Source organism: Sphingobacterium spiritivorum (assembly GCF_016724845.1).
Classification (GTDB): domain Bacteria; phylum Bacteroidota; class Bacteroidia; order Sphingobacteriales; family Sphingobacteriaceae; genus Sphingobacterium; species Sphingobacterium spiritivorum_A.
The window spans coordinates 4720932-4739039 of sequence record NZ_CP068082.1 but is presented as its reverse complement, the minus strand read 5'-3'; the positions used below and the strand labels follow the sequence as shown (position 1 = coordinate 4739039).

General features: G+C 46.8%; 23 protein-coding genes. 22 read left to right on the top strand and 1 reads right to left on the bottom strand.

The features are described from left to right. The first annotated feature begins 20 nt into the window (after window positions 1–20). The 22 genes from I6J03_RS20220 (at window position 21) to I6J03_RS20115 (ending at window position 17401) form a co-directional block, all read left to right on the top strand. Window positions 21–656, top strand: a complete 636-nt coding sequence (locus I6J03_RS20220) for a ParA family protein (protein WP_003005541.1) — start codon at window positions 21–23, stop codon at window positions 654–656. Further along, the gene (locus tag I6J03_RS20215; RefSeq protein WP_003005538.1) at window positions 653–1000 is read left to right on the top strand and encodes a hypothetical protein; all 348 of its coding nucleotides are present in this window, start codon (window positions 653–655) and stop codon (window positions 998–1000) included. Before I6J03_RS20220 ends, I6J03_RS20215 begins: the two co-directional genes overlap by 4 nt. Next, a complete protein-coding gene (locus tag I6J03_RS20210; protein ID WP_003005536.1) occupies window positions 997–1317 on the top strand; it encodes a hypothetical protein in 321 nt (106 codons plus the stop codon). Before I6J03_RS20215 ends, I6J03_RS20210 begins: the two co-directional genes overlap by 4 nt. A gap of 8 nt (window positions 1318–1325) precedes the next feature. Next, a complete protein-coding gene (locus I6J03_RS20205; protein WP_003005534.1) occupies window positions 1326–1631 on the top strand; it encodes a DUF4134 domain-containing protein in 306 nt (101 codons plus the stop codon). Window positions 1632–1671: 40 nt separating this feature from the next. Continuing rightward, window positions 1672–1980 (top strand): DUF4134 domain-containing protein, encoded by a 309-nt coding sequence (locus tag I6J03_RS20200; RefSeq protein WP_003005532.1) that lies wholly within the window; start codon window positions 1672–1674, stop codon window positions 1978–1980. Then, the gene (locus I6J03_RS20195; protein ID WP_003005530.1) at window positions 1977–2348 is read left to right on the top strand and encodes a hypothetical protein; all 372 of its coding nucleotides are present in this window, start codon (window positions 1977–1979) and stop codon (window positions 2346–2348) included. Before I6J03_RS20200 ends, I6J03_RS20195 begins: the two co-directional genes overlap by 4 nt. Next, a complete protein-coding gene (locus tag I6J03_RS20190; protein WP_003005528.1) occupies window positions 2320–4809 on the top strand; it encodes a TraG family conjugative transposon ATPase in 2490 nt (829 codons plus the stop codon). Before I6J03_RS20195 ends, I6J03_RS20190 begins: the two co-directional genes overlap by 29 nt. Beyond that, window positions 4806–5468 (top strand): hypothetical protein, encoded by a 663-nt coding sequence (locus tag I6J03_RS20185; RefSeq protein ID WP_003005526.1) that lies wholly within the window; start codon window positions 4806–4808, stop codon window positions 5466–5468. Before I6J03_RS20190 ends, I6J03_RS20185 begins: the two co-directional genes overlap by 4 nt. Then, the gene (locus I6J03_RS20180) at window positions 5465–6124 is read left to right on the top strand and encodes a hypothetical protein (RefSeq protein WP_003005523.1); all 660 of its coding nucleotides are present in this window, start codon (window positions 5465–5467) and stop codon (window positions 6122–6124) included. The genes I6J03_RS20185 and I6J03_RS20180 overlap by 4 nt, the downstream gene beginning before the upstream one ends. Beyond that, a complete protein-coding gene (locus tag I6J03_RS20175) occupies window positions 6121–6795 on the top strand; it encodes a hypothetical protein (protein WP_003005520.1) in 675 nt (224 codons plus the stop codon). Before I6J03_RS20180 ends, I6J03_RS20175 begins: the two co-directional genes overlap by 4 nt. 86 nt (window positions 6796–6881) lie before the next feature. After that, entirely contained in the window at window positions 6882–7667 is a 786-nt protein-coding gene (locus I6J03_RS20170; protein WP_003005518.1) for a hypothetical protein, read from the top strand. A gap of 18 nt (window positions 7668–7685) precedes the next feature. Continuing rightward, entirely contained in the window at window positions 7686–8828 is a 1143-nt protein-coding gene (locus I6J03_RS20165; RefSeq protein ID WP_236582162.1) for a plasmid transfer protein, read from the top strand. Window positions 8829–8850: 22 nt separating this feature from the next. Next, entirely contained in the window at window positions 8851–9471 is a 621-nt protein-coding gene (traK, locus tag I6J03_RS20160; RefSeq protein WP_003005512.1) for a conjugative transposon protein TraK, read from the top strand. Next, entirely contained in the window at window positions 9449–9889 is a 441-nt protein-coding gene (locus I6J03_RS20155; RefSeq protein WP_003005509.1) for a hypothetical protein, read from the top strand. Before traK ends, I6J03_RS20155 begins: the two co-directional genes overlap by 23 nt. Before the next feature lie 15 nt (window positions 9890–9904). Beyond that, window positions 9905–11068: a conjugative transposon protein TraM gene (gene traM / locus I6J03_RS20150; protein WP_003005505.1), complete on the top strand. Its 1164-nt coding sequence runs from the start codon at window positions 9905–9907 to the stop codon at window positions 11066–11068. 19 nt (window positions 11069–11087) lie between these two features. Then, window positions 11088–11936 (top strand): conjugative transposon protein TraN, encoded by an 849-nt coding sequence (gene traN / locus I6J03_RS20145; protein WP_003005502.1) that lies wholly within the window; start codon window positions 11088–11090, stop codon window positions 11934–11936. Window positions 11937–11970: 34 nt separating this feature from the next. Continuing rightward, window positions 11971–14007 carry a type IV secretion system DNA-binding domain-containing protein gene (locus tag I6J03_RS20140; protein WP_003005498.1) on the top strand — a complete coding sequence of 679 codons (2037 nt, stop codon included), beginning with the start codon at window positions 11971–11973 and terminating at the stop codon, window positions 14005–14007. A gap of 45 nt (window positions 14008–14052) precedes the next feature. Next, window positions 14053–14562: a M23 family metallopeptidase gene (locus I6J03_RS20135; RefSeq protein WP_003005495.1), complete on the top strand. Its 510-nt coding sequence runs from the start codon at window positions 14053–14055 to the stop codon at window positions 14560–14562. A 1-nt stretch (window position 14563) separates the two neighbouring features. Further along, complete coding sequence (locus I6J03_RS20130; protein ID WP_003005492.1) at window positions 14564–14722, top strand: hypothetical protein; 159 nt, start codon at window positions 14564–14566, stop codon at window positions 14720–14722. Continuing rightward, window positions 14712–15938, top strand: a complete 1227-nt coding sequence (locus tag I6J03_RS20125; protein ID WP_157600423.1) for an ArdC family protein — start codon at window positions 14712–14714, stop codon at window positions 15936–15938. The genes I6J03_RS20130 and I6J03_RS20125 overlap by 11 nt, the downstream gene beginning before the upstream one ends. A 30-nt stretch (window positions 15939–15968) precedes the next feature. Further along, on the top strand, window positions 15969–16781 hold the full coding sequence (locus tag I6J03_RS20120; protein ID WP_003005488.1) for a DUF4099 domain-containing protein: 813 nt from the start codon (window positions 15969–15971) through the stop codon (window positions 16779–16781). Beyond that, on the top strand, window positions 16781–17401 hold the full coding sequence (locus I6J03_RS20115; RefSeq protein WP_003005486.1) for a hypothetical protein: 621 nt from the start codon (window positions 16781–16783) through the stop codon (window positions 17399–17401). Before I6J03_RS20120 ends, I6J03_RS20115 begins: the two co-directional genes overlap by 1 nt. 84 nt (window positions 17402–17485) lie before the next feature. On the opposite strand, the gene I6J03_RS20110 is transcribed toward I6J03_RS20115, so the two are convergent. Continuing rightward, a complete protein-coding gene (locus I6J03_RS20110) occupies window positions 17486–17989 on the bottom strand; it encodes a hypothetical protein (protein ID WP_003005483.1) in 504 nt (167 codons plus the stop codon). Between the last annotated feature and the right edge of the window lie 119 nt (window positions 17990–18108).

The following is an 18108-nucleotide window of genomic DNA, read 5'->3' as shown; positions in this document are numbered from 1 at the left end:
ACCATTAAACCCAATGCACTATGCTCATACTTATAGGAAACCAAAAAGGCGGAGCGGGAAAAAGCACGCTCACCCTGCTGCTCGCCAACTACCTGACCCAGCAACAAGAACGGCGGGTTACGGTGCTCGATATGGACTATCAGCAATCACTTTCCGCTAAAGCCGAGAAAGCAAAGATTCTGGAAAATGAACCGCTGTACGAAATCGTTCCAGCCGACCTCAGCCATTTTCCGGCAATGCAACGGAAATTGGGAAAAGCACGGAATGAAATCGTACTGATAGACCTGCCGGGCAAGATGGACGACGACGGGTTGATACCCATATTCGCCGCCGCCGATGCGGTGCTCTGTCCGTTTGCCTTTGACGAATTTTCCGTGGATTCGACATTGCTGTTTGCAATGGTCATCGGCAAGATCAACAAGAGAGCGCCCCTCATTTTTGTACCGAACCGTATCAAGAACACCGTCAAATACGAAACCCGGACGGAAGTCGAAAAGGTACTGCGAGGCTTTGGCACGGTCGCCCCCGGTCTGCCGGATCGCATAGATTTCCAGCGGATAAATACGTTCCAGACACCGATCATCCTGTATCCCGTTGTGCTACCGCTCTTAGACCTAATCTATGAACAATACATTGCTAAGGAGGAACCATCATGAGCGGAATAAAAAGCCTTGCCGATGAGCTTCGGGATTCCATGCGGAAAGACAGACAGCCGCAGACTAAAGAAATCCCCACGGAACAGCCCCCAAAGGATACGCCAAAGAAAAAAGCGGAAACGTTGGAACACTTATTTGACAGTATCCTAAACCATGAACTGACCGGACGGGAAAGATTATTGATCCGCTTGGACGACAAAACCCTTTTCCTGCTCAAACAACTGAAAGTTGCCAAAGGCATCGATATGAACAAGATCATCGCCTACAGCCTGCACCTGTTTCTAAAAACCCACCCCGAAATTTCCCGATACATCAAAGAACACATTAAAACCCTTGATCTATGAACTGGACACAATTCCTGCTCGGCGTTATCGCCGTCTATGGCATCTACTATGCCCTAAACGTACTGTATGACCTGTTTATCCATCGCCGTGCTCCGACTACGGGCGATGGAGGAAACGAATTGGTATTCGATGAAGATTCACCGCCCGAAAGGGTTGTTTCCGAACCATCCAAAGTAGCAATAGAACCGATGGTAAAAGACGGAAAATCCGTTATCTCGTCAGGCCCCCTGCAATCCACGGGGGGCATAACCATAAAGGAACTTGTTTCGCTCGCACAAAACAACGTAATCGAGTACACCAAAGCCATCCCCTACTAAATCCAATTATGCAATCCATCCGTTTTTTGACAGTATTCCTTACTGTCATTTTTTTTGCCCTGTACGCCACCGCCCAGCCCGGTCTTGCCGAGTTTAGGGAAGTGCGCAGGGAAGTCAATACTTGGTATTACAACTTCTCTGACCTTGCCTTTGTCATCGGTGCTGTATGCGGACTGCTCGGAGGACTACGGGTGTACAGCAACTGGCAATCCGGCAAGCATCACATCGATGCGCAGGTCATGGGGTGGTTCTTTTCCTGCCTGTTCCTGTCGCTCGTCGGCGCCGCACTAAAAGCCCTGTTCGGGGTAAACTAATAGCCAATCATTTTTCATTCACTTTTTATCCATTATCTCTATGACAGTAAACACTAAAAAACTGTTTGCCGTGGCCGCACTTTCATTGTCAGCGGTCCAATCAACATTCGCACAAGGCGGTACAGTAGGTATCGATGCCGCCACATCTTCGCTTACCAGCTATGTCGATCCAATTTCGACGCTCATTCTCGCCATCGGTGCGGTGGTCGGGCTCATTGGGGGAATACGGGTGTACATCAAGTGGAACAGCGGAGATCAGGACATCAATAAGGAACTGATGTCGTGGGGCGGTTCCTGTCTATTCTTGGTACTCGTGTCGGTGGTCATTAAAGCGTTTTTCGGCGTATGACACACGGGCGTTATCCGATCTATAAGGGGCTTCAAAAGCCCCTTATCTACCGAGGTTTCAAGGGAAAGTTTATCTATTGGGGCATAGGTTCCCTTATCGGCGGTCTGGCCATCGGCGGACTTATCGGTGCAATTACCAATCTCTTTCTCGGTGGCTTCGCAACCCTTGCCCTGATGGGTGCAGGACTTGCCTACACATTCATGAAACAAGGTGACGGTCTCCATGACAAAACCCGCCACCGTGGCGCATTTATCCATCCTGCCCATTTATCGATCAGCTATGAAACCGAACCCGATTTATCGGGTGAGCTCTCATCAGCCATTAAAAACAGACAAACCGATGAAAACAGAGAGAAAGACAACCTTTGAAATGCCCTATGTGGGTATTGACCATTATCAGGGAATGTCGGTACTGTACGGCGACCGTGGTGATTTTTCAGTCGTTATGCGATTGACCAATCCCGTCTTACAGTATGGCGCCGATCCCGAAGCCTATACCGTTTTCCAACAAGTCTTGCTGAACGTCATCAAGATACTTGGCGAGGGGCATATCATCCAAAAACACGACGTATTTATCAAACGGAAATACCGCCCCAAACCCGCATCCGAATTTTTGGAACAGAAATACCAGGAACATTTTGAGGGTCGGGAATACACCGAGATCAGAACCTACCTAACGGTGACCCGTCAGGTCAAAAAAGGGGCATTCTATACCTATGACAAAAAAGTGCTTGTCACTTTCGGGCAGAACATGGCTAAAGTCTTTGACCTGCTTTCGGGTGCTGCCCTTAATCCCTCATATCTTACGGAAGCCGAAATAAACCGCTTTGTAAACAGGGTGCTCTGCATGGAGTTTGAGCAACCCCACATCACATTGGACAATCTCCGCTGCGGAGACCGTGAGTTGCAAATAGGTGACCGGGCCGTCCGCTGTATCAGTATGGTCAACACCGATTCGGTTGACCTGCCCGAAAAGGTCGGATCGTTCACCGCCCGAACCGAAACAAACGGTATGCGTGATTTTCCGGTAGACAACCTTTTTTTCCTGCACAATGTTCCCGGTTATCGCACCATTATATATAACCAGCTATTGGAGATACCCAGCCAACAGATCACGTTGGGTAAACTTGAAGTAAAGCGTAAAAGGCATTCGAGTGTACCCGATCCGGCCAACCTCATGTGCGTGGAAGACATTGATCGATTGCTTGTAGACGTGGCCCGTGACAATCAACTATTGGTACACGCCCATTACTCCATGATCGTATGTGCCGATACGGATAGGATCGACAAGACGGCCAATTTTATTGAAGCCGCATTGTTCCAACAGGGGATCATTCCCTCACGCAATGCCTACAACCAATTGGAGCTGTTCCGGTGTGCCCTGCCGGGCAATGGCGTGGAACTGAAAAAATACGATTGGTTCCTGACTACCGCCGATGCCGCCCTTTGTTTCTTTTTCAAGGAACGGCTGCCGACCGACGAACCATCGGAATTTCTGCTAAGGTTTACCGACCGTCAAGGGGTGCCCGTGGCGATAGACCCATCGGATTTGGTTATGCGCACTGGGCGCATAAAAAATCGCAATCGCTTCGTTTTGGGGAGCAGTGGTACGGGTAAAAGTTATGCCATAAATGCGATCTGTCAGCAGTACCTGCAATACAACACGGACGTGGTGATCGTGGATGTGGGGCATTCCTATTCCGGTCTTTGCAGTACCTATGGGGGCAAGTACATCACCTATTCGGAAGAAAAGCCCATCACGATGAACCCCTTTGCGATCAGCGAGGAAGAATACAACATCGAGAAAAAGGATTTCTTGATAACGTTGATCTGCCTGCTCTGGAAAGGTTCCGAGGGTACGGTGACCACAGTAGAGCGAGACGTAATTTCCAATGTCATTTCAGCCTATTACGCCCATCATTTCGATAAGGCCATCGAAGACCGAGTAGACAAACTGGACTTTAATTCCTTTTATGAATTTGCTGTTCGGAAAATCCCCGATATAAGGAATGAGGAAAGCATTGCTTTTGACGTGGAGGAATTTCGGTTCGTGCTAAAGAAGTTTTACCGAGGAGGCGAATATGAAGCCATATTGAACGAGGAAGCCGACCAATCCCTGTTCAACGAGCAATTCATAGTCTATGAAATTGACAATATACAGAATAACAAGACGTTGCTGCCCATTGTCACGCTCATAATCATGGATCTGTTCGTGCAGAAGATGCGCCACCGGAAGAACCGCCGGAAAACGCTGATCTTGGAGGAAGCATGGCGGGCCATTTCGTCGCCCATGATGGCAAATTTCCTTTTATACCTGAACAAGACCGTACGGAAATTCTGGGGGGAAATCATCGAGGTGACACAGGAGATCAACGACATCATCGGCAACCCCATCATCAAGGACAGCATCATAAACAATTCGGACACCATCATCCTGCTGCAACAGAACGAAGCCGACTTTAGAAAGGTTGCCGAATTGCTGTCCATCAACGAAGCGGAGCAAAAAAAGATTTTCACGATCAACCGTCTGGACAACAAGGACGGACGTGCCCGTTTCAACGAGTTCTATATCCGTCGGGGAAATACGGGCGAAGTGTACGGTGTGGAGGTTAGCATTTACCACCACTTGGCATTCACGACCGAAAAACCCGAAAAAAGTGCCGTGGAGATTTACGCCAAACATCATGGCAGCTACCCGGCCGCCCTAACGGCGTTTGTCTCCGACATGGAAAAGAGCGGTCTTGCATTGGGCGATTTTGTGCAAAGGGTGAACGAGAACAACGCGCCCGTTGAAACACAAAGAGAATATTTTAAACCTGATTTTACATGAAACGATTTATTGCAATAACGATCCTGTCCTTTGCCGTTTTTTATGCAAGAGGACAGATTTACATCGACCCCGCCGTGGCAGCCGCGACGGGTGTCCATGCAGGTGTGATGAACAGCCAGCTCAACAATGTGAATAGTAATCTTACGCTCATCCAGCGCGGCCAGATGGCCGTAACGGGCCAGCTCCTGATCGTGAACGATTTGCAGGATAAGATTTACAAAGGATTAAGTGAAGTTTCCGGCGTTGTCCGTTCCCTGCTCACCGTAAAGGACATTGCCAATATTTCCCTTGACATCGTTAACGACGTGGAAAAAGCAATGAACATCGCAAGGGGAAATCCGGCACTCCTATTATTTGCCGAAGCGTTCGCACGGGAATTTAAGACAAGGGCGACCAATCTATCTGCCGAAGTCAGCGCCTTTGTACTGAAAGGCGGAAAGGACAACCTAATGGATTCGGGGGAAAGGGCAAAACTGTTAAACCGGATACGTACGGAATTGACCATCCTGCGAGGCGTAGCCTTTGGGATGCACAGAAGTATGTATTGGGCAAAACAACGCGGTATCCTTAATTCCCTTAATCCATACGCAGGTTTTATCAATATCGACAAACAGATTGCCGATGACATTATCCGTAATTCAAGATTGCTCAAACGATGAGATACATTATCCTAACTCTACTGCTTTTGGTCATCACCTTGACCAGAGCAAATGCACAGCTCAATGTGGAACTGATCCACCAATTGGTCGAACACAGCAAAGATGAATACGACCGCCAGATCACCGCAAGAAACCGACAAGCCATTACCTCGGCTAACGAGGAAGTAAACAAAGAAGAAACGTCAAAACTCAAAACCCGTTATCGGCAGTTGCACAGCCGTTTCCAGACCCTCGGTATGGCATTGCAGGGGCTTAGTATGGGGCTTGAATCCGCGCCAATAGTCACCGAGATCATAAACCAACAAAAAAGGATTGTAGGCATTGTGTCCACACACCCCGAATTTCTTTTGCTTGCCATCGATGCAGAAAAAGATATGGCAGAAAAAGCCGTGCAGCTTGCACGTTACCTGACCGGACTTTTTATCAGTATTAACGACCTCAACCAGATGAAAGCGAGCGACAGGAGAATACTTTACGGACACGTCCTGCAGGAGCTTAGGAAGATCGCAGGAGCATCACGGGGGCTTGCGGCTACCCTATACTATTCGACACGAAAAAAGCTGCTCGATTCCCTCAATCCGTTTTCCGGTTATATCAATGAGGACAGGCGTATAGTCGATAATATTTTAAGGCAATTGGAGGAATTTAAACCATGAAGAAGCAACTCATAATCCTGCTGTTTATCTGTCTTTCAAAGATGACTTTCGCCCAAAGTTATGTGACGATAATCTACGATGCCAAGCATCTTGCCATTGTAAACGAAAACGGTGCGGTAAGGCTCGCTTCCGAACAGACCCACAACAATATGCTCGGCAACATCCGTGGACGCATCGACGATATTAACGTCAACCTATCTTCCGTGGTGTTGGTGCAGAACATGATCCACCGATCACTCGCCGAAGTGGATCGGGCATTGAAGTCCGGCCGCTCCGCGCTCCATATTTCGAGGCTTGTTCAGGACATCGCCACCCACAGCACGAAGATGCTTGAAACTGCCAAAGGCGAACCGTGGCTGCTGCTCTTTGCCGAGGCCGCCAGCCGCCAGCTCAAAGACAGGGGCATAAACCTTGCCGCCGAAGTCTCCGACTTCGTTCTACAGGAGGGAAAAAACGTGCTGATGGACTACGAAAAAAGAGACCACCTCATGCGGAAGATCATTCTCGAACTGAAAGTCATACGCGCATTGGTGTTCAGTATGGAGAGGTCAATGTACTATGCCAAGATCAACGGCGTAGTGAAAATGGCGAACCCATACCGAAACTTTATCAACATGGACAAACGCAAAGCGGACGAGATCATACGGAACTATTATCTACTAAAGGACTGAACATGAAACCATCATGATTTATTCAAACCATCTAATGGAATGAATAAATCCGATAGCTTCATCACCATTTAAAAACAATTATTTCGATGAAAAAGATAAATATCATTTGGCTACTGCTGTTCCTATTTTCCACGGGAACAATGGCGCAGAACGTGAAGCGACAGACCGATAAACATATCGTAAATCAACAGGAACGCATGGTTCATAAGCAATGGGATCGAAAGAAGTTTACGCCAACAAGTGGTTTTCTCGGTCTAAACTATCAATATTGGCTCACCTGGGCGTGGCATCCAAACTACAACAAGACCGACCGCCGACCGTTGAGCGGTACAGGGCCACAGACCTTGCGCATGGGTATGGTACTGGCCATGCAACAAACGGACGAAGCCTATAAAAAGCATACGGACACCATCCGCAATGTAGCGGTGACCGAAGCCCTCAATTATTCCGGTCTGGTCACGGATGCCGACCCCTTATGGTTACTTTATTACCGCAGGGAGTTTGGAAACCTAACGGGCGACACGGACACCGATCCGCTCGCCGGACTTTCACCGGACGTCGGGGATTATTTGAGGAACAAAGGTCTATTGGAATGGTACAACGAAGAACGTGCGGAACTCAAAGAACGGTTGGAAGCTGCCCGAACGACCACGCTCGACCGTGGTAGCCGTATCATGGCTTACCACCGTTTGCTTGGGGAACACCGGAAACTTCTGTCCGCATGGGAAGCAAAAAAGAACTATGCCGCCAAATTCCTTTTATTGAGCAAAAGCCGTGACCGTCTGCAAAGTGAGAACCCCGATCTGCCGGAGTTTTCTGGCGGTCGTTCCGATGTACAAATTGCAGAGGACATCCTAAAAAGAAACCAATAACCAAAATCAGATTACTTTATGGACTTTATCAACATGACGGGGCTAATGCCCCGTTTTTTATTGCAGGGAAATCCTGTAAATGTGCCGGACTCGTTTAAAGATACGTTCAATTTTTTACAGGGGAACGGTGTCTATGAGGAGGGTGTTATGCACTTTCTCAAAGGCATGAAAAACACGATATGGACGCACTTCGATACATTCATCACCGATGCACAGGCCCTTGCCGCCATTTTCATGCTCATATTCTTTGCCATCAAATCATACGAAATGATGGCGGGCGACAAAAAAATGGAAATCATGCCTTTGTTACGCCCGTTCGGGCTTGTAATGGTCATCATCTGGTGGGGAACGTTCACCCGCATACTTGCATATCCCACGGACATTGTTGCCACCAAAACGGAAAGCCTGTTTGACAGCGGGCAGATCGAAGTTAACAACCTACGCCTGCAACGTGCAAAACTCATGGTTGACGTTGCCGATCAACTGACCACCATACAGGCCGAAACCGAGATCGCCGAAAAAGAAGCGGATACGTGGTACGGTCAGGCGTGGGATGCGGTCACCTCAACGGTAAAGGAGGGTTTTGCTTCGGTATGGAACCCAATCGTTGAACTTAAAAACCGTATGCAAGTGGGGTTACAGCTACTGGCGACCTATACCTTAGAAACGTTGGCCGTCTGGGTATTGCGCATCTGCGTTTATATCATCTTCATTATCCAGATTCTCTATTCGACCATCCTCATCATTTTAGGCCCGTTTAGTGTTGCCGTAAGTATCCTGCCTGCCTTTAGGGACTCCTTTGGTACGTGGATAGCCCGGTTTATCGCCGTTAACCTGTATTCGGGCATTGCCTATCTGGTCATGCACGTAGCCAGTCTATTCCAACAGTATGCAATGGAAGCCGAGATTACAAGGTATCAACAACTCCTTGAAAGCACGGGCGACACATTGGAGAAAATGGGCTGGTTTGCGGGCAACGGGATTTTAAGTTTCGGTATCGTCATCGTGACATTCCTGATCGGAGGACTGACCATGCTCACCGTACCGAGTATCAGCACATGGATTGTATCGACAAGTGGTATCACTTCGGCCGCAAGCACAATGGGGCGTGGAGCATCCAATATGGGCCGTGCCGCAAGAAAGATAATCGCCAAGTTTTAACCCCTTTTAAACACGCAATGCTATGATAATAAAAAATATTGAAGCCAAGATCAGGCTTGCCACCTTTATTGCCGGGGCAAGTCTGATTGCCGCCGTGCTCATGGTGATGACAGTATCTTTTTTTGCCTACAAACAGGTAGGCAATGCACGTAAATCCGTGTATATACTTGACGCTAACAACGTTCCCATGTCTGCAAGCCAGACCGATGTTGAAGTAAACAGACCCATCGAGTACCGTACACATATCAACCTTTTCCATTCACTATTTTTTACGCTCGCACCGGACGATAAATTCATCGAATACCAGATGCGAAAAGCCATGTACCTGATCGATGAATCCGGTGCATTGCAGTACAACAACCTGCGGGAAAAGGGATTTTTCAATTCCGTGCTGTCGTCCAGTTCCGTTCTCACCATCCAGACCGATTCCATCCATGTCGATCCGGTGAAAAAGTACTTCCGCTACTATGGTAAACAGACCATAGATCGGCGTAGCTCGACGGTAGTACGCACATTGGTCACGGAGGGCTATTTGCGAGACCTTGACGTGCGTACGGAGAACAATGGTCACGGTATATTGATAACCCGATGGAAAACGCTCGAAAACAAAGACATCAGCTATGTTCAAAAAAATAACTTCTAACCGCTCGCCCGACACAACGGTGTGGACAGCATTTTACAGGGAGTTTGGCAAGTATATCGATGGTGGCATCGTACGTTCCAAACGGTTCCTTGAAGCCCGACCACGTACGGTATTTTTTGCAATGGTGGTAAGCATTCTCGTTTCCGTTGGATGCTTTCTTTTTCTCCCAAAAGAAACACCACAAAAAGACAACGTACAGCTTTCCGTACAACAACCCTTAATGGATGGAATGGGCGGTATTGTCACGACCGTTTCAGCTCTAAAGGAACTGCTGGAAATCCGTACGATCCTCGACAGTCTGATGGAAAAAGAAAATTTGGACAGCTCCGACAGCCTGCTAATGGAGAGAGCCATCGACAGGATGCAAATCCTCGAAAAAAGATTGGCCGAAACAAACAAACCCCAAAATTCACCCTAATACAATCCAACAAACATGAAAATCAATTTCAGACAGCCGCGTTATGTGCTACCCCTCATAGCGTTGCCATTTCTATGCCTGTTCTTCTATGTCTATCAAACAGGTTTTGCAAAGGAAGAAGCACCACAGCAAGAGGGCGATCCTTTGCAGGGCCAGATTGCCGATGTATCGGAGGACGTGAAGAACCGCGCGCTATCCGACAAACTTGCCGCCTACCGTGAGCAGTACCGTCGAGGTGACGGTTATACGGCAATAGGCCAGTTACAGGAAGAAAGAGCCGAACAATTCCGTTTTGATGAACTGTACAACGAAGAAGAAAAGCGAAAACTTGATTCCATCGAGCGGGCGCTCAAAAACCAGCGACCTGTTTCCGTTAGCGGAGATTCGGAAAATGACGACCAAGACCGAGCATTGCAACAGGCCCTTTCCTCATTACAGCGAAAACCCGAACCGATCAGGGAGACGCCGGACAAGACCGATCCGATGGAACTTTTCCGTAAGCAGATGGCCTATGCGGACAGCATGGCAAGGGCAAACGATCCCGACGAACAGGCAGCCCGCATGGAACGTGAACGCATGGAGGAAGCGAAAAAAGAACTCGAAAACCAGCCCCGTCTGTCCGTTTCCAAATACGGTACAGGTCAGGGAACGTTCAACACCATCCGCCCTGAAAATGACAATACTTTCATTCAGGCTATTGTCGATGAAAACATGACAGGGTATGCCGATTCCCGTTTGCGCATTCGGCTCATGGATGACCTATTGGTCGGCCCGCACGTGGTCAAGAAAGGTACCCACGTATTTGCAAAAATTTCCGGTTTTTCAGGGCAACGGGTACTGCTTACCATCACTTCCATTATGTACGGCAACAACATACTGCCTGTCCGACTGGAAATCTATGATAATGACGGCTCACCCGGACTGTACGTGCCCGCTTCGGCATTCAGGGAGTTTAGCCGGGAGCTCGGCGGTAACACCACGCAGGGAGTTACCCTGCAACAACAAGCGGAAAACAACAGCCAATTGGTCATGAGCGCCATCCAGCGGATGTTCCAATCCACAACGACCGCCGTATCAAAGCATATACGGAAGAACAGGGCGAAACTGAAATACAACACGATGGTGTACCTCATCGATCCACAGGCACTCCGCCAAAGCCAACAGAATTACAAACAGTAAAACCATTTAAGATTCCATCATGAAAAAGAAACATCATTTTCTAATCCTTTTCCTTTTATGTTTTGTAGCATATTCCGCCCACAGTCAACAAGCTACGGAAACCCGGTTGGGAACACTTCCCGAATTAAGCCTGCACCGTGGCCATACGGTGCATATCCTTTCACCCGAACCCATCCAATACGTTGACATCGCTTCGCATCATGTATCGGGCGACCTGCCCCTTGAAAATGTACTACGTATCAAATTGCACGAGGATACCACACAGACAGAACACCTCGATTTTGAACTTGGAACAATTACCATTGTCGGCGATAACTTTGTGGCGCAATACCGTCTGACGGCCCCATTGTGGATGAACGATACGGGTATTCCGGCCATGCTCGAAATCAAACCGGAGCACACCCGTCCTTTGGAAATTTCGGAGATCGGGTTGAGCCGTAGCCAGATGAAAAACCTTGCACTTGGTCTGCTTACAAAAAACGCCCATCGGCCTGTACGGAGTACGAGGGATTACGGTGTAGGTATTGCGCTTAACAGCATTAGCACATTGGGCGATTATATCTTTCTTGACGTATCGTTTACCAATACATCAAACCTTTCTTACAATGTAGACGAACTCCGGTTTTTCATTGAGGACAAGAAGATCACCAAAGCAACCAACGTGCAGACCGTTGAAATCAAAACCCTATGGCAATACCAGCCCCTTACCGAATTTAAGAAAAGGCACCGTAACGTGTTCGTGCTGAAAAAGGCAACTTTTCCCGGCAGTAAGGTACTTCGGGTAACGCTTACCGAAAAACAGATTTCCGGCCGCACGGTCAACCTAAAAATAAAATACGGCGATATTCTGAAAGCCGACACCTTTTAGGTCGGCTTTATCTAACCTCTAATAACAAATACTTATGGAAGAAACCAAAGAGCAGCAGGGGCTTTACCGCTCCCTGCAATTTGGCATATACCTATCCGTTGTCCTCGAAGTCTTTCTGTTTTTCTATGTAGATAAATTTCTTTTGGCAGGGGTAGCAAATAACAGTTTGCTACTCTTTGCAGAGAGGCTTTCGAGAGTACCATTTTATGCCGAACTGATAAACAGCAAGCTCTTTACACTTGTGCTGATCTGTCTGGTCTCCATCGGAACATTAAGCCGAAAGAAAAAAGACCTCAATCCCAAGACCCAGATCGTTTACCCTTTGGCATTGGGGATGCTCATTCTTTTTTCGGGCTTATGGTTGCAGGGACATGAAGCAGCCCCGATATGGCGGTCGGTCAATTGGTATGACCTTGCCTATGTCACAAGCGCTTTTGCCGGAGCCATTTTGGTACACGTTGCAATAGACAACGTATCCAAGATCATCAGCTCCAACTTGGGAAAGGATCGCTGGAACATTGAGGAAGAATCCTTTATGCAACCAACCGAACCCGTGATAACACCGTACTCGATCAACATCCCGACCTTGTTCTATTACAAAGGGAAAGTCCGTAAAGGGTATATACCGCTTGAAAACATTTTTAGGGGGTGTCTCATTTGCGGGGTTCCGGGAAGTGGAAAATCGTTCGGGATCATTATGCCGATCATACGCCAAATGCTGGCCAATTCGTTCACGATGTGCCTATACGATCTGAAATACCCCGATCTTGGCAAGGTTGCTTATTACCATTATCTGCTTGCCAAGCAGGACGGTCGATGCAGGGATTACAAATTCCATGTTATCAATCTCAACGATCCCGCAAAGAGCAGGCGGGTAAACCCGATGAAACGGGCTTACCTAAACACGCTTGCCGATGCTTCGGAAACAGCCGAAGCGCTTGTCGAAGCCTTGAAAAAGGGAGACAAAAGCGGTGGTAGTGACCAATTTTTCACGCAGTCCGCCATCAATTTCCTTGCCGCCTGTATCTTCTTTTTCAGTAGGTACGAAGATGGCCGTTATTCCAGCCTGCCCCATGTACTTGCCTTTCTTAACCTGTCGTATGAACAGATTTTTACGGTGCTGTTCAGCAACGGGGAGCTTAGTTCCCTTTTATCGCCATTCATGTCCGCCTACAAAGCAAAGGCATTTGACCAACTTGAAGGACAAGTCGGAACGCTCAAAATCTTTATCAGCCGAATGGCCACCAAAGAAACGTTTTGGGTTTTCGGTGCGGATGATTTTGAGCTTCAAGTCAGTAACCCCAAGCACCCCGGTGTTTTGGTGCTCGCCAATGACCCCCGTACCCAGAGCATTAACTCCGCTTGCCTGTCGGTGGTACTTAATCGGGTTACGAAACTTATCAATACGAAAGGCAATTTACCCATCGGTTTAGTGGTGGATGAGGCCCCCAGCCTGTATATTCACCGTGTAGACCTATTGGTGGCACAGAGCAGATCCAATTTTTCTGGGGTCGTTTTGGGGCTTCAGGAGTTGCCTATGCTGCGCCAACAATACGGCAAGGAAACAGCGGAGGTTATCACGTCCATCATGGGCAATGTACTGTCCGGTTCGGTCAGGAGCAAAGAAACTTTGGAGTGGTTGGAGCGCCTTTTTGGTAAGGTGAAACAGACGGGTGAAAGCCTAAGCATCGACCGTACGAGAACCTCGCTATCCTTGAATGAAAAACTCGAACCGCTGATTCCTGCCGGAAAGATAGCATCGCTAAAAGCTGGTGAAATTGTTGGCATCCTTGCCCGTGATACGGTAGACACCTATACGGGCAAATACCAGACTTCGGCGGTTAACTGCCGTGTCAATCTGGACATGGATGCCCTCAAAAAGGAAGAAGCGAATTATCGGGAACTGCCGACCTATTACGACTTCGGTAATCGAAAAGAAGAAATCCTATTGGACAATTTTTTCCGCATCAACAGAGAAGTTGAGGAAATAGTTGAACAGTTTATTCCTATCCAAGACAATGTTCAAATTCCCGTACCAACCGAGACGACGGAATACAACAAAAGAAAATAGTCAATCGACTTTTTAAGGGAGTTAATTCCTACAAATCACAACATTATGAACAACACTCGACGTTCTGCATATCTGCGGATTAGATTTTTTTTCGGTTGGTTGGTGCTTGTTCCCTTTATGCTTTGTGGACAAGACATAGATTACAGTCCACCATTAGACAAGCTAAAGGTCACATCGCCATTCGGATACCGTATCCACCCGATCAGCGGTAAGGCTTCACACCACAGCGGTGTTGACTTTGCCGCGCGTTCCGATCCTGTATTTAATGTACTTAATGGTTATGTCAAAGCAACAGGAAGACATAAAGCACTCGGCAAGTACATACTGATAGTACACGGCGAAGTAGAAACCATTTACGGACACCTTTCCCATATACTCGTTTCATCGGGTGATACGGTAATAGCGGGGCAACCTATCGCTATCACCGGAAGCACGGGCAGGGTGACAGGAGAACACCTGCATTTTTCGGTGAAATTCAACGGTAAATTCCTTGACCCCTTGAAATTCCTACGCAGGTTAAGAGAACAATTAGACCAATCCTTAAACATGGAATAATATGGACTATCATTTAAGATCACTGCAACAAAAACTAAGTGTCCTGGCCAGTGGTGAAGACATTGGTCTGACCCCAGCGGAAGCCGCCATTTATGGCGTGGAATACGCAGACGAATGGCCAGATGACGAATCCCCGGAGGTGGATGAAGATGAGCAGTAAAAATTCTAAATCCCTGCATGAAATAGTTGCGGAGAATATCATCAAGAAACTCGAACAAGGTACAGCACCGTGGCAGAAGCCGTGGAATAGCAATAGCCCAGCTTTTGAATTACCGTACAATGCAATCACCGGAAACCGATATAAGGGTATCAACAGCTTATCACTATTATCGGCCGATCGTGAAGACCCGCGTTGGATGACGTTCAACCAAGCATCTGCAAAAGGCTGGAACGTAAGAAAGGGAGAAAAAGCAACCCTGATCCAGTTTGTCAAGACCCATGAACTTGTTTCCAAAAGAGACGAAGAGGGCAAACCAATTTTGGACGAACAGGGTAAGCCCGTAAAAGCTAAGGTAGGTCTTGACAGGGCAATTATCACCACTGCTTGGGTATTCAATGCGGAACAGATCAATGGTATCGAACCTTTGGTGAAATCCGAAGCAAAGCAATTCCAATGGGATTCTATCCAAAGAGCAGAAAACATCATTCAGGCTTCGGGAGCAGATATAACCCACAAAACAGGTAACCGAGCGTATTACAGTTCGGCACTCGACAGTATCACCATGCCTTTGCGTGAACAATTCGATGCACCGGATAAGTATTATGCCACCGTGCTCCATGAGCTCGGTCACTGGACGGGCCATAAAGACCGTCTGGACAGAAGCATGGTTGACAGTTTTGGAACAGAGGGCTATGCCCGCGAAGAACTTCGTGCCGAAATCGCTTCGATGCTTATCGGTCAGGAACTCAACATTGGCCATGATCCCGGCCAGCACATTGCCTACGTGGACAGTTGGATACAGATATTGCGTGATACACCTTTTGAAATACACGCTGCCGCCGCCGATGCGGAAAAAATTCTTAATTATCTATTGGCATTTGAGCAAAAAAGGGAAATCAAGGCCGCTGCCAATGTTCAGGTCGAAGCCCAGACCGAGGCAAAACCACAAAAGGTAAAAGAAGCCACCCTTTCGATAGGTGATGAAATCGCCTATAACAATACTATGTACAAAGTGCAAGGGCATTTGAAACGTGGACGTATGCGTGTGGAAGACCTATCGACTGGAAACACGTTTTCGCTATCGAGAACTGACGGGCTGTATGGTTCCCTGCTACACGCCAAGCAGAACCCTAACAGTATCAAGCCAAGTGAAGACCTGCACCGCCCGGTACAAGCCGAAATTGAGGCTGTTGCCGCCTATGGCATCAGAAGATAAAAATTATAAAACTTAACAAACAATTACATCATGAAATATCCTATCAACGAAAACGAAATGCCCCTAAACGAACTTGAAAAATTGGGGCTTTACAAAGACGGAGGGTTCAGCATCAGTCCGGAGAATATCGATGCCCTGCTTGCAGGGAGAAGAACCGATATGTTGAGCATGGCAGGTCTGAACATCGATGGGTTTGCCATCCGTCAATTGGATGCAAAGTTATTCCTTAGCCGAAATACAGATGGCACAGTACAGCTAAACATACATCCTATATATCGTGAACCGCAATGGCATCCATTGTTGAGTGATGACGAGGAAAAAGCCCTGATCGCAGGAGAAAAACACGTGGTAAGCAAGGAACAGGAGATTGACGGAAACAAAAAGAAGAAAGTCATCATTGAATATGACGACTTGACAAGGGAGTTTGTGGCTTATGAACCCGACGAAGTGCAGGCCCCCATCCGAGTAAATGGCGAAGAACTTTCGGAACAGCAACAGGAGGTTTTCCGTAACGGTGAAGTAGTGGAACTCAAAGACGGAACCAAAATCCAACATTCGGCAACAGACAATAAGGGTATCCGTTCAGACCGAAAACGACTTATCCTATCGGTGCTTTTGGATGGCGGTATATCTTACTTAGTTTTCCGAGGTATCAATAACCTAAAAGGTAGGGTTGAACCGCAGAGCGAGGGATATAGCGAGGGATATAACCGCGCATTGACCGACATGATGATGGCCGATAAAAAACAAAAACACGGTAACGAGAAAACCGTTCAAGACCTTGTGCAAAATCTTCGTGATAAGCAAGAAAGTAGAGGTTACGGACGTACCGTTGCGAGGTAGTGGTATTTCTCCAATTAAAGCCCGAAGTACGGAACTTCTTTGCACCTTATATCCACGTTGTCGAGGATAAAATTCTGTTTCCTTATACATTGGAAAATCAGATTATAGCCCAAGAGCATTGGAGTGAAAATGGTGTCCGTATTCCGGTCTGTAAAGGTATGTGGTTGGTGACGGACAGCTTGCCTATATCTGTCACCAATCTTTTTATCGGTCATTCTGCAAGCGATATATTGTGCTTTTGCCATTATTACCCTAATTGGGTTAATTCACCTTGTTTGAGCGCATTTGTTTCATTGGGTTTGTTGCCAACAAAAGAACAGTTTACGTGGTTGAAATCCCTTTTCCCAAACGCTAAAACACATACGGTATTTGATGGGGGAATAAGTGGCCGTGTAGCCGATTGTAAAGTAGCGACGTGGCAACTTGGTAAGAACGCAAGGTTTAGTCTTGTTGATGACCACGGAGAGTTTTACTGCAACAAAAAGAAGTATCGTATTCCAGTCAGTATTTTTTCATTGAACCGTTTTGAAAAGTTATCGGGTATCCGTGCAGGTATCAGAACCCATAAACCAAAACCACCATTTGAAACGTTCTATCAATCCTTTACAAACGTGGGTTAATCTGAACCAGCCTACCCAAACCCCTGATCCTTTATTGGGTCAGGGGTTTTTGTCATTTATGACCTAATAAGCTGTATACGGGTTTTAAATTGACTCTTCAACAAAATCCAGCTCACCGTTTAAAAAGCAGATGAGATCATCAAGAATTAGTAATGAGCTTTCTAATAACTCTTTATCTCGTCCATTGTCTGCATTCAAAGATTTATTACCGTGAAAAAGATTATTTCTTATGGTACGGATGTTTAAAGTTAAAATCTCAAGACGATCAGTATTCGTTCTTATTATATCTTGCCAAATATATTGACCATCGTTTTTAATAAGCTTTTTAGGTGGATTGGATTGAATATATTGGATGGCATTCTCAAGTTCTTGCTTTAAGCCTTTATTTTGCCAAGTAACGTATCTTGTTTTACAATTCTTCGTGAAATCATTCCAATTAACGAGGCCCTCAGCGGTGATGAAATCGTTGAATTTTAGGAGAAATTCAAATCGCGAAAAGGATAGGAAAAACTTTATAATTACTTCCTGATGCGAATGATTTAAATTGTCTCTGAATTTTTGATAAAGTTGATCAGTTGGTGTTGGCATTTTTATTTTCTATTGACTTTTCAAGAATAGTTAAAAGCGTGTTAAATACAAAATCAAGTAGTATATTTTTTGAAAGCTGTAGTCTTAAGCTCTTGTGTTTGTTGAGAAACTCAATAGGC

Coding starts and splice junctions, on each gene's coding strand:
- I6J03_RS20155 (WP_003005509.1), top strand. CDS start 9,449: ATGTTCAAAAAAATAACTTCTAACCGCTCGCCCGACACAACGGTGTGG.
- I6J03_RS20195 (WP_003005530.1), top strand. CDS start 1,977: ATGACACACGGGCGTTATCCGATCTATAAGGGGCTTCAAAAGCCCCTT.
- I6J03_RS20165 (WP_236582162.1), top strand. CDS start 7,686: ATGGACTTTATCAACATGACGGGGCTAATGCCCCGTTTTTTATTGCAG.
- I6J03_RS20180 (WP_003005523.1), top strand. CDS start 5,465: ATGAGATACATTATCCTAACTCTACTGCTTTTGGTCATCACCTTGACC.
- I6J03_RS20140 (WP_003005498.1), top strand. CDS start 11,971: ATGGAAGAAACCAAAGAGCAGCAGGGGCTTTACCGCTCCCTGCAATTT.
- I6J03_RS20205 (WP_003005534.1), top strand. CDS start 1,326: ATGCAATCCATCCGTTTTTTGACAGTATTCCTTACTGTCATTTTTTTT.
- I6J03_RS20175 (WP_003005520.1), top strand. CDS start 6,121: ATGAAGAAGCAACTCATAATCCTGCTGTTTATCTGTCTTTCAAAGATG.
- traN (WP_003005502.1), top strand. CDS start 11,088: ATGAAAAAGAAACATCATTTTCTAATCCTTTTCCTTTTATGTTTTGTA.
- I6J03_RS20220 (WP_003005541.1), top strand. CDS start 21: ATGCTCATACTTATAGGAAACCAAAAAGGCGGAGCGGGAAAAAGCACG.
- I6J03_RS20170 (WP_003005518.1), top strand. CDS start 6,882: ATGAAAAAGATAAATATCATTTGGCTACTGCTGTTCCTATTTTCCACG.
- I6J03_RS20200 (WP_003005532.1), top strand. CDS start 1,672: ATGACAGTAAACACTAAAAAACTGTTTGCCGTGGCCGCACTTTCATTG.
- I6J03_RS20120 (WP_003005488.1), top strand. CDS start 15,969: ATGAAATATCCTATCAACGAAAACGAAATGCCCCTAAACGAACTTGAA.
- I6J03_RS20190 (WP_003005528.1), top strand. CDS start 2,320: ATGAAAACAGAGAGAAAGACAACCTTTGAAATGCCCTATGTGGGTATT.
- I6J03_RS20185 (WP_003005526.1), top strand. CDS start 4,806: ATGAAACGATTTATTGCAATAACGATCCTGTCCTTTGCCGTTTTTTAT.
- traK (WP_003005512.1), top strand. CDS start 8,851: ATGATAATAAAAAATATTGAAGCCAAGATCAGGCTTGCCACCTTTATT.
- I6J03_RS20130 (WP_003005492.1), top strand. CDS start 14,564: ATGGACTATCATTTAAGATCACTGCAACAAAAACTAAGTGTCCTGGCC.
- I6J03_RS20210 (WP_003005536.1), top strand. CDS start 997: ATGAACTGGACACAATTCCTGCTCGGCGTTATCGCCGTCTATGGCATC.
- I6J03_RS20125 (WP_157600423.1), top strand. CDS start 14,712: ATGAGCAGTAAAAATTCTAAATCCCTGCATGAAATAGTTGCGGAGAAT.
- I6J03_RS20110 (WP_003005483.1), bottom strand. CDS start 17,989: ATGCCAACACCAACTGATCAACTTTATCAAAAATTCAGAGACAATTTA.
- traM (WP_003005505.1), top strand. CDS start 9,905: ATGAAAATCAATTTCAGACAGCCGCGTTATGTGCTACCCCTCATAGCG.
- I6J03_RS20215 (WP_003005538.1), top strand. CDS start 653: ATGAGCGGAATAAAAAGCCTTGCCGATGAGCTTCGGGATTCCATGCGG.
- I6J03_RS20135 (WP_003005495.1), top strand. CDS start 14,053: ATGAACAACACTCGACGTTCTGCATATCTGCGGATTAGATTTTTTTTC.